Source organism: Frankia sp. Cppng1_Ct_nod (assembly GCF_920656135.1).
Lineage (GTDB): Bacteria > Actinomycetota > Actinomycetes > Frankiales > Frankiaceae > Protofrankia > Protofrankia meridionalis.
Genome location: NZ_CAKKTK010000026.1, coordinates 24,551 through 37,897, shown reverse-complemented (window position 1 = coordinate 37,897; position 13,347 = coordinate 24,551). Strand labels below are relative to the sequence as shown.

Sequence of the window (13,347 nt, the reverse complement as noted above, 5' to 3'; positions counted from 1 at the left end):
GCATATCCCGTCTCGTCGAAATGGCTCATCTCATAACGAACACTCATCTCGTCATGAACGTGGTCGCGGCCGTCGCCGATGCTGGGCCTGGGCGCGGCTGCGGACGAGCACCTCGCTCGCCAACTGGACGAGGGCAACGGCGTCTCCTGACGATGGCGCCTCGAACAAGCCGTGGGCTGAGCGACGCGGTCCGTCAACTCTGTCGATTCTGTCCGGAACATCAGGCCTGGCGACCGACAGGGCCATGCCGATGCTCGCCGACATCCTGATCTGGTGACCGTCCACATGCAGCGGTTCCGTCAGGGTCTGGGTCAGTTGTTCGGCCAATGCCGCCGCATCCGTGCTGGTCAAGTGGCTCGCGACTACCACGAACTCGTCTCCGCCCCACCGGGCTGCCAGGTCGGTCGGCCGCAGTGCGGACCCCAGCCGGTCCGCGACCGCGCGCAGGACCGCATCTCCGGTGCGGTAGCCAAACGTGTTGTTGATGTTTCGGAAGGCATCCAGATCCAGGAAGAACAACGCGGCCGGGTGGTCGTCGTGCCCGCTGGCGGGCTCGTTCGCGAGTGCGGCGAGCCGTTCCGTGACCGCCAGCCGGTTCGCAAGACCGGTCACCAGGTCGTGCGTCGCATGATGACGCAACCTGTTCTCAATTTCGTGACGTTCGGTGACATCGTCGACCATGATGACGAGGCCACGGCCGCCGGCCAGGGGACGCAGCCGGACATCTAGCCACCGGAGTCCATGGGGTCCGGAGTAGGAGACCTCCATGGTGGCCTGATCGCGACGGTTGTCGAGTAACTGCCGGGTCATGGCCGCGAGCCGGTCGAGATGGGGAAGCCGGTCGCTCGCGGCCTCGCACGCGGCAAGCAGGCTTCCGCCCGGCCGGATGGGGGCGAGCGCGATTGCGGTGGCAGCGCTGTGTCGCCATGCCTGGTTGAGACGCAGAACCGTTCCGTCGGAGTCGAGTACCGCAACCGCTGTCGGCAGGGTGTCGAGAACCGCGGACGCCAGGTCATCGGTTGCCACCGGATTCCACCCTTCCCGACGGTCCGGTCCGCCCGGATGCAGCGATCGTCGCTCCCGAGCGTGATGGTGTCCTGCGAAGGGGGCGACCACATGTGAGCCGTGAGGGTTTGTAGTTCTTCTACTGTGATCGTATAGGTGCCGATGGTTGGTGATGGCTGTTCGTAGGTGAGATCCCGCAACTTAAGGTGAGCAACTCGATACGGGTCCGTAGGCCTTGCGGGCCGGGAAAGCGAGCCGACCCCCGGCTCTAGGCGGCGGGTGGGCGGTTCTGGGCGCGGGTGGCGAGGTCCCGGCAGACCACGGAGAAGTCCATGCCGGCTACGTCCAGGCCCATCGGCCAGGTGCTGGTTGAGGTCATGCCTGGTGCGACGTTCGTCTCGAGGATGTGCGCTGTTGCGTCGATGGTGACGATGAGGTCGGTGCGGGACAGGTCGCGCAGGCCGAGTACCTGGTGGGCGGTGAGCGCGGCGTGGGCGGCGGTTCGCGCGGTGGCGGCGTTGAGCCGGGCGGGGCCGAAGAAGGTGGTGGCGCCGGCGGTGTATCGGGCGGCGTAGTCATAGACGCCGTTCGTCGGTTCGATCTCGATTGCGGGCAGGGCCATTGGGCTGTCGTCGCAGTCTATGACACCGATCGAGATCTCCACACCGCTGATCGCCTGCTCGATCAGCGCCCAGTCGTGGTAGCCGAAGCAGGCCATGAGCGCCTCGGCGATCCGGTCCGCCTCGGCCACATAGGTGACGCCGAGCGCGGATCCTCCGGAGCGGGGTTTGACGACGACCGGAAGGCCGAGTCGGTCCACGATCCGTTCGATGAGCACCGTCGCGCCCAGATCATGGAATGCTTCACGCGGCAAGGTTACCGATATTGGGGTCGCCAGTCCTGCGACGGTGAAGGCAGCCTTGGCGGTCGCTTTGTCGAAGGCTGTGCGGCACGCCGTCGGTGACGCGCCGACGTAGGGGATGCCGTAGAGGTCGAGGACCTCACGGATGGTGCCGTCCTCGCCGGAGGTCCCGCGGAGGACAGGGAACACGACCGCTGGCGGGTCACCGGCGAGCGCGGGCAGGGTCATGGCGTCGACGTCGCTGAGTTCGACGTCGACGCCGATGCGTTTCAACGCTTCCCGCAGGCGTCTACCAGACTGTAGGGAGACCTCCCGCTCGGGTGACAGGCCGCCGGCGAGGATGAGTACTCGGCCCAGGTCGGTCATCGTCGTGTCCTCCATAGCTGTGCATCGCGGTCAGCTCGGACCGCGTGGGTGAACGTCTCCCGCAGGTCAAGCTCATCGCGGATCACCTGAGCCAACCGTCGCACCCCGTCCGCGATCCGTTCAGGTGGCGGATAGATCCGTGTGCCATCGGGCGGAGGCGCGACCATGACCCCCGCGGAGCAGGAAGGCTCGGTCGGATCATCGCCCGGCCCGCGGTCCGCATCCACGGCCATGAACGCACGAGTGGTTGGCCTCCCTGGATCCGGGCAGACAGCCACCGCAACGTTTCCGTCTGTTCGACGCAGCATTGTCGGAGATCGGTCGCCGGTACGTCACCGGTCTGACGCTCGCAGGGCGCGACCGATGACCCTCGTTTGGATCCCTTGTGCGGCAGCGCGAGAGTCACCCCGCGCGGTTCTTGTAAGTGCCCTCATGTGTGGGCATGCTCTTCGAATCGCCCCTACGAGGGATTGCAACGAGGAGGGCCGTCCCCACGCCCGTGGGGACGATCCGGAAGCCGACTGCCCAGGGGAGGCGAGGAGGGACGTGACACAACCCGACGCTTGGCCGTACCCAGAGCCGTACGAGTGGGCGGATGAACCCGACCCCGTCACCCAGCAGGCGATCGACGAAGCGCGCGAGGACATCGCGGCCGGCGACTTCGTCATCCACGACGACTTCGACTCGTTCGACGCATTCCTTGGCGAGCTGGAGGCGCGTCCCCGCGCAAGCTAGGCGCGACACGCGCAACGCAGTACCGCACTTCTATGGCGATAACCGCGGGCAGGTCGGTACGGTCCGGTCGTGCCCACATTCCAGTCGCTTGGCCGCTTCCGGGCCGAGTACGACCGGTTGAGCCAGAAGGACAAGGCCGCCTTTCGCGCGGCGCTACCGCTGTTCATCGCGGGCGTGGCGACTGGCCAGTTTGATCCCCGACTCCGCGTGAAGGGCTTCAAGTCCGAGCCTGGCGTGTACGAGATGACGTGGGCGCGCAACGGCCGGGCACTGTGGCGGTACGGGGATCCGATCCCGGGCAAGCCCGGCCCGCACATCATCTGGTTGCGGATCGGTACCCACGACATCTTCGAGCGGTAGAGGCGCCGCGTTACACGACTGTAAACCGGTTCGCGAGCACTGTCCGGTGCCCGGCCATCGCGATGTCTGCCGTTTCCACCGGACGGTCACCCACGTAGTACGTCCGTTGCACGCATTGCACAGCAACTCCAGGCGGAAGGTTCAACTCCGCCGGTCTTGCCGGAACGGGGATGAGGGTTGGTCCGGCGCTGGCTCATTCGGCGGCCACGGCGTCGGCCAGCGGGCGGACCCGGCTCGACGCGAGTGGGTGTCTTTTGGCGCGCAGCGCCTGTGCCAGAGCCGTTTCCTTTACTGGGGGCTGAGACGTGGCGAACTGGTGGTCCTGGAACGGGCGGACCTGAGCGTCAACACCCGGCGTATGCACGTCCGCCAGGCGCAGGCCGACGACGAGTTGGACGACACGAAGACTGAGAACGGCGACCGGCAGATCGTCTTCGACGAGGAAACCGCGAAGATCCTGCTGGCCTGCCGCAAACAGCAGCTTGAGGAGCGCGTGGGCTGGGGTGAGGCGTACACCGACTCCGGCCGGGTCTTCACCTACGAGGACGGCCGTTCTCTGCGGCCCGCGTACGTCTCGCAGCGCTTCGCCTTGCCGATCGAGCGGTACGCGGCGATCCGTCGCCGGCATGCGGAGGCTTGGCCGGTTGAGCGGATCGCGCGTCGGCACCGGGTGCCGGTGGATGCGGTGCACATCGCGCTGACGATGCCGCTCCCGCCGATCCGCTTCCATGATCTGAGACATGGCGTAGCGACGATGTTGATCGCCGCGGGTCCGCCGATGAAGCTGGTCTCGGATGTGCTGGGGCATGCCTCGGTGGCGTTCACCTCGGACGTGTACGCCGTGGTAGCCGAGGAACTGGCCGAGCAGGCTGCGGCAGCGATCTCAGCGTTTGTGCCTCGCCGGCAGCGTTCCACGGCCGTTGGTGCCATCAATGTGCCAGCCGAGGTGAATAGATGATCTTCGGCGTGACGCTGAGAGCCCGCGCATCTGCGTGAACTCCCAGGTCAAGGGCGGAGGCTCCGGGATTTGAACCCGCCCAACCGCTCGCCAGCCGTAAACGGCTGGCGCCAGGAGTCCTTACGTACCAGTCACTACCGCCTACTCTCGTCGTCCGTACCACCAGTCCTGAACGATGGTCGACGGACGTCCCGTGTCCACCACGTGCCCACGGCGATCTTGAATTTCGGGGGTCGACATGTCCGACCCTCCGGAGGGCTTCCTCTGCGCGGGTCGCCGGTCCGGGTCAAGAGTGGCGCAGCCAGTCCGAAGAACCGTCCGTAGGCGCTCTTGATGCGCTTGGTGTCCCGTCAGATCATGTGGCTACGTACAGTAACGCACAACGGGGCGGTGGAGGGTGGTTGGCGTGTCGTCGTCGGCGACTCCGGCGAACGAGATCTCTGCGGGATGAGACTGTGGTCTGTCGCCGATGGCAAGTCCTGGGCCGGGGTGTCAAGTCGGGATCTGCGAGCTGATGAGGTTGACACCGTCGTGGGCGCGGAAGGCGACGGGCGCATCGCCCGCGAGCGCGTCGGTCACTCGGACGGCGAAGGCCGGGCTCATGCTCTGCTGTACGTCGGACTCCGTCAGCCAACGCACCTCGCTGCTCTCGGCTGTCGGCTGCGGCGTACCTGCTATCGGTCGGCAGCGGAAAACCAGGGCCACGACGCCGAGCCGTAGGTTTTTGTAGACGCCCGTGAGCCGGTCGACCTCAACGGTGACGCCGGTCTCCTCGAGCACCTCGCGGCGAACGCCCTGCTCGAAGGTTTCCTGTAGTTCGAGCACGCCACCCGGTGCCTGCCATTGGCCATTGTCTCGACGGCGGATGGCGAGAACGCGGCCGTTTTCGTTCACAACGACGCCGGCGACGCTGACCGAGTGTCGGGGGGGTGTGGCGGTGGTCGCGGTCATCGGAAGGTCACCACGGCGATCGACTTGTCGTCGTGGCATTTGAACCGTGGCAGTAGCTGACCCTGGGGGTCTTCACGCTCTTCCCAGTTGTGAAACTGGGAGAGCAGAGTGCCGAGATCCCCCTCGCTGAGTTCGGCTACGTGGTCGATGCTGATGCCGAGGTGTCGCATCGGGTCTTCGGCGCCGTCGGTGAGGATGGCGCCCCATAGCACATCCTCAGCGGGAAAAGATCGCACAAGGGCCTCGCAGCCGGCCGCAGGGTCGGCCGCGGCAATCCAGTAGCCGCCGGTGGCGTTCTGGTAGGGCGCCTTCTCGTTCCTCATCTTGCGGAGAATGCGCTGATGTTCGTCGTCGTACCCCCCTCCGGCTTGTAGCCTGGCGAGGGCCGCCGGCCGGTGCGTTACGGGAAGCTGGGCGAGGCGGTCATCGAAGATGCGTAGAACGCCGGCGGATCGGGTTGCCAGGTACACGGGGGTATCGCCGAGTACGAGCACGTCGACGTGGCCGAGAGCGGACCGGATGATACTGACGGTTGAGGACGGTGAATCGCCCGGCTGCAGGTTCAGCACCTGCGTGACACCCATGAGTGCCGTGCGCAGCCCGGTTCGCAGTGGAGCCGTCGGTCGGCGCTCGAGTGCCCCAAGCAGTTGAACGCCGAGCGTATCCACATAGGCGGCCACGCTGACTGTGCCGTCAGATCCGGACGCCCCGTCCAGGACAACAACAACGTTGTCACCGATCAGGACCCGGTCCTGGCCCTGCCTAGCCTGAGCCGGCAGTTCGGCAACACGAACTTCCATCTGCCGGACCGTCACGACGGGCTGCCCGGGTTGACGACCTCGGCCGGCCACTCGAAGTGCAGGACCCATTGGAACGTGGGTAGCGCATCGACGCGGTACTCTACCGGCCGATGGTCGGCCGTCCATGACATGTGGATGATCTCAAAAACCTGTTGATTCTCAGCCAGGCCGAAGAACACTTCCTCGTCGTCCGTCGGGATGCGTGCCCGGATGTCCTCAGTGAACCGCACCGGCCCCTGTCCAAGTTCCGCCAACCGTGAGTAGGTTCCGCCCGGACCGGTGTCCACCTTGGTCAGGCCGGCGCTTTCTGCGAGTGGCCAGGGAATGTAGGACGTCGCCAGTAGCACCGGTTCATCAGATGCATACATGTGGCGCTTGCGCACGAGGACCCGCTCTCCTGGGGCAAGCCCCAGTGCCTTCGCCGCCGCTTCGGGCGGGTCGACCGGCTCCAGCTGGACAATGTCGGACCGAGGTATCAACCCAAGTTTCCGAATTTCGGCATCAAACGCGCCACGGGCACCGTGTTCCTCGCGAACCGCTCGCGCGTAGCGCCGGTTGCTATGCCGGGAGATCGGTGGGACGGACCGCACTACCGTCCCGCGTCCGCGCAGAACCCGCACCATGCCCTCTGCCCGGAGGATCTGGAGAGCCCGGTTGATCGTCACCCGGGACACGCCCACCTTGCTGGCCAGTTCCTGCTCACTGGGCAGCGTAGAGCCAGGTGGGTACTCACCGAGGGTGATGTCCCGCCTGATCAGATCGGCTACCTGCCGATACCGAGACTTCGGAGCCTCAACGGTCATCCCGACCTGCACCTCATCTCTCCGGATCAACTGCTTGCTCCCGCGGACCCAACGTTAGTCCTGCAGGACGTCCTACCTCTCTCTTGACGAACGCCCAAACCGTGTGACACCGTGCAGCACACAGGACGTCCTACGTCCTACGTCATACCGATCAAGGAAAGGAGATCGCAACCGTGAGTCACGTGCCCGAGCTGGACCGGGTCTCGATCCGCGGCAACCTGCTCGCCGCGATCGGCACCCTGATGGAGGCCATCAAGGCGCTCGACGAGTCCGAGTACGACGGGGACCTGCTCCTCGACCTCGGCACCTGCATCGACGAAGTCGACAGCACGATGACCTCGCTGCAGGCGGCCATCGCCGGTGAGGCAACCACGTCATGACCGAGATGCCCACCGTCTCGCCCGCGGACGAGACGGACGAGTTGATGACCCCGGTCGAGGTTGCGAAGGCACTGCGGATCGGCGTGGTGAGCCTGGCGCGTTGGGCGCGGACCGGCCGGATCGCCTCGATCGCGCTCCCGAACGGGCACCGCCGCTACCGGAGTTCGGAGATCGCCGCGATCCTCGGTGGCTCCGCGAGACAGAACACGGCCCCCGGCGGTGGTGCAACACCGGCCGGGGGCCTCGACCCAGAACCCGCCATCTGAAGGAGTGCCCGAGCCGTGGCTACCAGCATGCCCGACCTGTCCACCCGCCAACCAGAACCTGCCTGGACACCGGACCGAGTCCGTGCCCTCGGCGTGACGACCGACCTCCGGACCGCCGGGTCAGTCCTGAGCATCAAAGAGACAAAGGCCTACGCCCTGGCCGCCGCTGGCGCGTTCCCGGTGCCTGCGATCCGGGCCGGCGGTCGCTGGGTTGTGCCCGTCGCGCCGATCCTGCGGCTGCTGGGCCTCGAGACGACCGTTGCCGCGGAGTTGGCCCCCGTGCCTGCGGGGGGTGCCGTATGAACCGCCAGCGGATGGTTGGCCGTCGGTCGCTGCCGATCCTCATTCCCGGATCGGGTGGTGACGCCGCAGAGGATCTCGCGGATGCCACGGTCCGTGAGGTTGAGCGGATCGCCCGGGAACTGCTGCGCCGCGGTGGTGAGAAGTGAGCCGCCACCGCCGGCCCGAGGACATCCTCAACACGGGGCCGGGCCGGGCGACGACACCGCTGATGCTGGCGACCCGGGCCTCCGACCTGGGTCTGGACATCGCCGTGCGCTACGCCCGTGGTCAGCGGGTTGACGCCGACGAGGTGCTGGAACTACTGGCCACCGAGGTCGCGTTGGCCCGCGCCACACGGCGCGGGCTGCAGACCAGTGTTCTGCGGGCCCTGATGGCGGGCGCGACCTGGCGGCAGATCAGCGAGGCAACCGCCAGCAGCCCGGCCGACGCGAAGACGGCCTTTCTCACCTGGGTGGCCGAGCAGCGCCGCCACCTCCCGAACCTGTTCACCGCCGCCGACGAAGCCCACGCCCGCCGCCTCGCCGAGGAGGCGAAGCGATGAGCACCTCGGGTGGCCTGGTGCTGCCGACCGACCCGGATGTTCCGTTTCCGCCGGTGTTCGCCCCGGTTGTTGAAGTGGGAGGCGGCCGGTATACCGCCGGGCTGCACGCCTCGGAGCCGGCGGCGCAGGCGGCCGGGGACGCACTCGCGGACCGCCACCCGTCACTGATCATGCAAGGGGTGATTGAACTGCTGCCGGCCAGCGCATCCGCGAGCGGTGCGGCATGACCGCCGCCGCACCGCTCGCGGATGCGCTGGCCGGTTTCCTGACGGCCGCCGCCGACCATTGGGCCGCGGTCCGCACCGCCGCGGACGTGACCGCTGACCCGGTGTTGCGGGAGTACACCGATGCGGTGAGCGCGGAAGCTGACGCCACGGTCGCGTTGGCGCTCGCGCTCGCCGACCGTGCGCCCGGCCACGAGATCGCTGTGGCCCGGCGGATCCGCCGTATGACGATCGCGGCCCGCCGGGCCGCTGGCCGTCGGGCCGGCATCCCCACCCTCCCGGCCGCGCTGGTCGCTGCCCGCGCCGACCTGTGGGCCGCGGCCGGGTGGCCGGTCGGCGGCGCGGCAGCGGCCCTGCCCCCCCGTGCACGGGAGGTGGCCGCATGACCGCCGTCGACACCCTGATCTGCGTCCACTGCACTCGCGGCATTGACGGCCCTGTTGAGGATCTTGGCGTGGGTCCATTGCACGGCGAGTGCGCCGACCGGTGGCGGGATGCTCGGGCCTGCTTCGACACCATCGCGGCGCAGACCGCGTCGGCCATTCCCACCGATGCTGAGGTTTTCCGGGCGCATTGCGCGCACACCGGCCGGTTCGGCTACGTGCCGCAACCTGGAGATAACGAACTGATTGCCCGAGTAACCGAGTACTTCACCCGGCTGGCAGAGCAGATGTCCGATGCTGCCGGCGAGGACTGCGACGAGCCCGACGAGTTCGACGAGTTCGAGCAGGTCGTGACCATAGAACGTTGCGCGGACTGCGGCGCGCCGATCGGCGACTGTGACTGTGACGACCCGGTGATCCACCCGCTGTACGGCTACGGGCCGGAGCACCCCGGCTGTCACCAGGACGCCCCCGACGCCCATCCCGACGAGCTGGCCGGGGCGAAGCGGTGAACGCCGTGCCGGCCGTGCACTGGCGGCAGCGGGCCGCCTGCGCCCGTGTTGACCCGGAACTGTTCTTCCCGGTCGGGACGACCGGGCCGGCGCTGGCGCAGACCGCGGCGGCGAAAGCGGTCTGCGGCCACTGCCCGGTGATCGGCGCCTGCCGTGGCTGGGCGTTGGCGACCCGGGAGCCGTCCGGGATCTGGGGTGGGCTGAGCGAGCAGGAGCGCCGGGCGCTGCTTGCCCGGCCCGCCGCGGGCGTACGTCCCGTTCCCACCCGGCGCTGGCCGCTGGTCGCCGCGGAGAAGTGCTACCTGTGCGTCGGGGAGCCCGGCCCCGGCGGCTGCCGCCGCTGCGGGGGCACCGGCGTGGACCCGGGCGTCGCGCGTGGGGGTGCGGCATGAGCCGGCGCATCGATCCCCGCGGGCTGCGCGCCGGTGACGTCGTCTCGCCGCTGTTCAACCCGCACATACGTGTGGTTGTCGACCGGGTCGGCCTGTCCACGCTGGGCGCCGCCCTGTCGAAGCACAACCCGGACGTTCCTGGTGACATCCCGGTCCGGCTGGTGTTCGGCACCCGGTACAAGACCGGCGAACCGGCCCGGCTCCTGATCGGCGTCGACGATCAGGTTCGGCTCGTCCTGCGGGACGGCAAGCGGGTCGGGTCGTGACCGCCCGGATCCTGCCCCGCCGGCCGGCGGTTCGTCGACCGGTACGCCGTCCGGCCCGGGTGGTGCGCGTGCGCCGTCGGGCGGTCACCGTCCGGCGGGCGGCCGGCTGGCCCCGGCCGGGCAGACGGTCGGGGACGCCGACGGCGGCCGGTGTGGTGCTGGTGGTCGCGGCCGTGGTCGTCGTCGCCGTGCTGTCCTCCCGGCACGGCGACGACGGGCCGGCGGGCGGCGGGTGGGCGGCGGACACGGCGGTGCCCGCCGTGTACCGGCCGTGGATCACCCGGGCCGGGTCGCGGTGCACGGACATCACCCCGGCGCTGCTCGCCGCGCAGCTACGCCAGGAGTCCGGATTCGACCCGCGTGCGGTGTCCTCCGTCGGTGCCCGTGGGATAGCCCAGTTCATGCCCGGCACGTGGGAGACGTGGGCGACGGACGGCGATGGCGACGGCATCGCCGACGTGTGGAACCCGGCCGACGCGATCGCCGCGCAGGGCCGGTTCATGTGTGCTCTGGCGGCGCAGGCACGCCGCGGCCGGGAGGCCGGCCGGTTGCACGGCGATGTTGTCCAGCTCGCCTTGGCCGGCTACAACGCCGGGTTCGGTGCCGTGTGGGCGGCGGGTGGCGTTCCGGCGTTCCCGGAGACCACGACCTACGTCCGGTCGATCACCGCAATGGTCGCCACCGCGACCCGTCCCGCGACAGTGTCCGCTCGCCCGGCCGCTGTCACCCTCGTTGATCTGATCGGAGAACCCTCATGATGAGTGTTGCTTTCGCGCCGGTCACCGCGGCCGATCTGGGGTTGCCGTCCCCGCAGGCCATTTCCGCCGCGCTGCCCCTGTTCGTCATGGGGGTGCTGATGGGCCTACGAAGACTGCCACGGGCCGCCGCCTGCCTCGCTCTCGTGGCCGGCGCCGCGCTGTCGGCCGGCTGGTTGCACACCGCGATCCGCCACCTGCTCGGCTGGATCATCCAACTGATCGATCTGGTGAGCAGGCACACGGTCGGCGGGGTCGTGCACGGCGCCCTGGCGATCGTCCTACTGATCTACTTTGTGGTGGCGTTGCGACCCGGCCCGGACACGGTCGGCAAGCTGGCTTTGCTGCGGGACGATCCGCGGGCTCTGGTGCCGTTCGGGTCGGGGTCAACCCGACGCTACGACACGCGCATCCGGGGGCGGGTGCCGGACAAGCTCGGCGCGGCCGGGGTCGGTCTGGTGCTGCCGTCGGTGGCTGTCACCATCCCCGGGTCGGCCGGGGCGGTCGTGCTCACGGTCCTCAACGTGGTCGGCGGCGCGTTCGCGTGGCTGCTGTCCCTGGCGTTCGGGGCCGCCTGATGACAGCCGTCACCGACCGGCCCGTCGCGGACCGGTCGGTGACCGTGGCGGCGTGGGGTGTCGCATGAGCGTGCCGGCCGCCGGCGGCCGGGTGGAGCACGGGGTGAGCACCGTGCTCCCGGAACTGCTCGGTGTCCTCGCGTTCGCGGTGTCGTTCCGCCATGTCCGCCATGTCCTGGTCGAGCACGGCGCCGACGACGTGTCGTCGTGGTCGCTGACGATCGGGGTCGAGGCGCTGGCGATCGTGTCGTTCCTCGAACGCCGCCGGCGTACCCGGCTGGGACAGGCGACGACGTGGCCGGCGTGTGTCCTGCTGGTCGGGGTCGGGCTGACGATCGCCTGCAACCTGGAGACGGCCACGCCCGGCGGCTGGGGTGTGCTGGTGGCGCTGCTCGGCCCGGGCCTCTACCTGCTCGCGTTCTCCCTGGTCGGCACTCGTGGACCCGCCCGGCCGCCCGCGGCCACCGGCACCGCCCCGGCGTCCCCGGACCCGGCCATCGCGGATCGCGGGGCGACCGCGGCCGTCGGCTGGCTGCCCGGCCGCACTACCGAGACCGAGACCGCGGCCGCTCCGGTCGTCGAGGTGGTCGTCCCGGTCTCGGACTGGCAGCGCACCGCGCCGGGCCCGCTCGGCGCAGCACCGGGAGACGCCACCGAGCCCCGTGCCCGCCGGACGAACACGAACACGACGGGCACGAACGCGATGCGCTCTCCGGCACGGGGCACGAGCACGGGGCCGGGCATGACGAGTACGGGCACGACGGGCACGGGGCCGGGGCCGGGCACGGCGGGCACGGCGGGCACGACGCCTGACATCACCGACCTTCTCGTGCCCGGCCGTGCGGTCGCCCGTGCCCTGGCCGCAGCCGGCCAGCGGCTCACCCGCGACAACCTGCTCGCCGGGTTGCAGGAGCGCGGGCATCCCGCGTCGACCCGCCGCGCCGGTGCCCTGCTCGCCGTCCTGCGCGCCGAACCCATCCCGCCGGCCGTACCCGTCCATGGTGTACCGGCCGCCCGGTCCGCGGACAGCCCGGTGCTGGCATGAGCGCCCCGCGGACAACCTCGCAGACCCGGTCGGGGCTTGAGGCCCGCTGGGCGCGGCGCCGGGCCCGCTACGACCGGCGCCGGGCAGGGGCGGGGCCGGACGCCCGGCTCGTGGCCGCCTACGACTACCTGCGCGGCGCGTTGGGCGACACCCCCGAACCCCGGCGGCTGCGGGTCGCCGCCGAGGTCGCCGACCACCTGGCGGCCGTCGCCGCCCGGCTCGCCGCCGAGCAGGGACTGTGACCACGATGCGTGAAAGTCCGGAAAGTCTGATCGACGCCTCCGTCGGGGACGGCGGCCCGACGGCGGACGGCCACCGCGCGCAGGCCCGCGCGCGCGAGGCTACCGGTCTGGAAAGTCCGGCCGCCCCAGACCGGTGGACAGTCGCCCTGCGCCATCGGGTCGCCGGGTGGACGCCGGTCGCGCAGCCACCCGCGACCCCGCCCGCCCTGGTCCGCTACGCCACCCGGGGCGCCTGGTGCGCCGACTACGCCGTCGGCTGGCGCCGCGCCGGTGTGGCCTACGTTCTCCTGGTCGGCCTGCCGGTCACCGCGGTGGCGTACGGGCTGGCACGTCTCGTGCAGACCCCGGCCGGGCTGGGGCCGGTATGGCTGCCCGGCGAGGTGGGCGTCGCGGCGGGCCGGGTCGAGCGGTGGGCGGCGGCGCTGCCGCACCCCCCGCCGCTGGCCGACGTCACCGCCGGCGCCGTGACCGACGCGCCGACCACCCACCGGCGGCTGGCCGGCTGTCTTGTGGTCGCGGTCTCCGCCGCCGCCTACGCCATGGCCTGGACGGCTGCCCGGCCCGGCCGGCTGCTCGCCGCCGCCACCCTGCTGTCCATGTTGTGGATCTTTGTCTAGGAG

23 protein-coding genes are annotated in these 13,347 nt (G+C 69.8%); 18 read left to right on the top strand and 5 right to left on the bottom strand.

The window, feature by feature from the left end; translation table 11 throughout:
* Window positions 1-51: 51 nt before the first annotated feature.
* A complete protein-coding gene (locus tag NBW77_RS10165) occupies window positions 52-1,026 on the bottom strand; it encodes a sensor domain-containing diguanylate cyclase (protein WP_131744601.1) in 975 nt (324 codons plus the stop codon).
* 247 nt (window positions 1,027-1,273) lie between these two features.
* Entirely contained in the window at window positions 1,274-2,233 is a 960-nt protein-coding gene (locus tag NBW77_RS10160) for a D-alanine--D-alanine ligase family protein (RefSeq protein WP_131744602.1), read from the bottom strand.
* 546 nt (window positions 2,234-2,779) lie between these two features.
* Between NBW77_RS10160 and NBW77_RS10155 the strand changes: the two genes are divergently transcribed.
* The 3 genes from NBW77_RS10155 (at window position 2,780) to NBW77_RS10145 (ending at window position 4,286) form a co-directional block, all read left to right on the top strand.
* Entirely contained in the window at window positions 2,780-2,968 is a 189-nt protein-coding gene (locus NBW77_RS10155; protein ID WP_131744604.1) for a hypothetical protein, read from the top strand.
* A gap of 69 nt (window positions 2,969-3,037) precedes the next feature.
* A complete protein-coding gene (locus NBW77_RS10150) occupies window positions 3,038-3,328 on the top strand; it encodes a hypothetical protein (RefSeq protein WP_165485715.1) in 291 nt (96 codons plus the stop codon).
* A 46-nt stretch (window positions 3,329-3,374) separates the two neighbouring features.
* Window positions 3,375-4,286 (top strand): tyrosine-type recombinase/integrase, encoded by a 912-nt coding sequence (locus NBW77_RS10145; protein WP_131744605.1) that lies wholly within the window; start codon window positions 3,375-3,377, stop codon window positions 4,284-4,286.
* 492 nt (window positions 4,287-4,778) lie between these two features.
* Here the strand turns inward: NBW77_RS10145 and NBW77_RS10140 are convergent, their stop codons facing one another.
* From NBW77_RS10140 to NBW77_RS10130, 3 genes are read right to left on the bottom strand one after another with little or no spacing between them, the layout of a single operon-like run.
* Window positions 4,779-5,237, bottom strand: coding sequence for an NUDIX hydrolase (locus NBW77_RS10140; RefSeq protein ID WP_131744606.1), 459 nt, complete (start codon window positions 5,235-5,237; stop codon window positions 4,779-4,781).
* Window positions 5,234-6,037 (bottom strand): hypothetical protein, encoded by an 804-nt coding sequence (locus tag NBW77_RS10135; RefSeq protein ID WP_165485716.1) that lies wholly within the window; start codon window positions 6,035-6,037, stop codon window positions 5,234-5,236. The genes NBW77_RS10140 and NBW77_RS10135 overlap by 4 nt, the downstream gene beginning before the upstream one ends.
* An 11-nt stretch (window positions 6,038-6,048) precedes the next feature.
* Window positions 6,049-6,840 (bottom strand): GntR family transcriptional regulator, encoded by a 792-nt coding sequence (locus NBW77_RS10130; protein ID WP_131744608.1) that lies wholly within the window; start codon window positions 6,838-6,840, stop codon window positions 6,049-6,051.
* A gap of 173 nt (window positions 6,841-7,013) precedes the next feature.
* On the opposite strand from NBW77_RS10130, the gene NBW77_RS10125 reads away from it, so the two are divergent.
* The 15 genes from NBW77_RS10125 (at window position 7,014) to NBW77_RS10055 (ending at window position 13,344) form a co-directional block, all read left to right on the top strand.
* Window positions 7,014-7,220: a hypothetical protein gene (locus tag NBW77_RS10125; RefSeq protein WP_131744609.1), complete on the top strand. Its 207-nt coding sequence runs from the start codon at window positions 7,014-7,016 to the stop codon at window positions 7,218-7,220.
* Window positions 7,217-7,486 (top strand): helix-turn-helix domain-containing protein, encoded by a 270-nt coding sequence (locus NBW77_RS10120; RefSeq protein ID WP_217497576.1) that lies wholly within the window; start codon window positions 7,217-7,219, stop codon window positions 7,484-7,486. The genes NBW77_RS10125 and NBW77_RS10120 overlap by 4 nt, the downstream gene beginning before the upstream one ends.
* A 15-nt stretch (window positions 7,487-7,501) precedes the next feature.
* On the top strand, window positions 7,502-7,789 hold the full coding sequence (locus tag NBW77_RS10115; RefSeq protein WP_242605453.1) for a hypothetical protein: 288 nt from the start codon (window positions 7,502-7,504) through the stop codon (window positions 7,787-7,789).
* Window positions 7,786-7,935, top strand: coding sequence for a hypothetical protein (locus tag NBW77_RS10110; protein ID WP_165485714.1), 150 nt, complete (start codon window positions 7,786-7,788; stop codon window positions 7,933-7,935). Before NBW77_RS10115 ends, NBW77_RS10110 begins: the two co-directional genes overlap by 4 nt.
* A complete protein-coding gene (locus tag NBW77_RS10105) occupies window positions 7,932-8,330 on the top strand; it encodes a hypothetical protein (protein WP_131744610.1) in 399 nt (132 codons plus the stop codon). The genes NBW77_RS10110 and NBW77_RS10105 overlap by 4 nt, the downstream gene beginning before the upstream one ends.
* The gene (locus NBW77_RS10100) at window positions 8,327-8,557 is read left to right on the top strand and encodes a hypothetical protein (protein WP_131744611.1); all 231 of its coding nucleotides are present in this window, start codon (window positions 8,327-8,329) and stop codon (window positions 8,555-8,557) included. The genes NBW77_RS10105 and NBW77_RS10100 overlap by 4 nt, the downstream gene beginning before the upstream one ends.
* Entirely contained in the window at window positions 8,554-8,940 is a 387-nt protein-coding gene (locus NBW77_RS10095; RefSeq protein WP_131744612.1) for a hypothetical protein, read from the top strand. The genes NBW77_RS10100 and NBW77_RS10095 overlap by 4 nt, the downstream gene beginning before the upstream one ends.
* Window positions 8,937-9,449, top strand: coding sequence for a hypothetical protein (locus NBW77_RS10090; RefSeq protein ID WP_131744613.1), 513 nt, complete (start codon window positions 8,937-8,939; stop codon window positions 9,447-9,449). The genes NBW77_RS10095 and NBW77_RS10090 overlap by 4 nt, the downstream gene beginning before the upstream one ends.
* Entirely contained in the window at window positions 9,446-9,841 is a 396-nt protein-coding gene (locus tag NBW77_RS22805) for a WhiB family transcriptional regulator (RefSeq protein WP_502799464.1), read from the top strand. The genes NBW77_RS10090 and NBW77_RS22805 overlap by 4 nt, the downstream gene beginning before the upstream one ends.
* A complete protein-coding gene (locus tag NBW77_RS10080) occupies window positions 9,838-10,107 on the top strand; it encodes a hypothetical protein (protein WP_131744614.1) in 270 nt (89 codons plus the stop codon). The genes NBW77_RS22805 and NBW77_RS10080 overlap by 4 nt, the downstream gene beginning before the upstream one ends.
* Entirely contained in the window at window positions 10,104-10,865 is a 762-nt protein-coding gene (locus NBW77_RS10075) for a lytic transglycosylase domain-containing protein (RefSeq protein ID WP_250279618.1), read from the top strand. Before NBW77_RS10080 ends, NBW77_RS10075 begins: the two co-directional genes overlap by 4 nt.
* A complete protein-coding gene (locus NBW77_RS10070; protein WP_131744615.1) occupies window positions 10,862-11,440 on the top strand; it encodes a hypothetical protein in 579 nt (192 codons plus the stop codon). The genes NBW77_RS10075 and NBW77_RS10070 overlap by 4 nt, the downstream gene beginning before the upstream one ends.
* 64 nt (window positions 11,441-11,504) lie before the next feature.
* Entirely contained in the window at window positions 11,505-12,485 is a 981-nt protein-coding gene (locus tag NBW77_RS10065) for a DUF2637 domain-containing protein (RefSeq protein WP_250279617.1), read from the top strand.
* Window positions 12,482-12,727, top strand: coding sequence for a hypothetical protein (locus NBW77_RS10060; RefSeq protein WP_131744617.1), 246 nt, complete (start codon window positions 12,482-12,484; stop codon window positions 12,725-12,727). Before NBW77_RS10065 ends, NBW77_RS10060 begins: the two co-directional genes overlap by 4 nt.
* On the top strand, window positions 12,724-13,344 hold the full coding sequence (locus NBW77_RS10055; RefSeq protein ID WP_131744618.1) for a hypothetical protein: 621 nt from the start codon (window positions 12,724-12,726) through the stop codon (window positions 13,342-13,344). The genes NBW77_RS10060 and NBW77_RS10055 overlap by 4 nt, the downstream gene beginning before the upstream one ends.
* The last annotated feature ends 3 nt before the right edge of the window (window positions 13,345-13,347 follow it).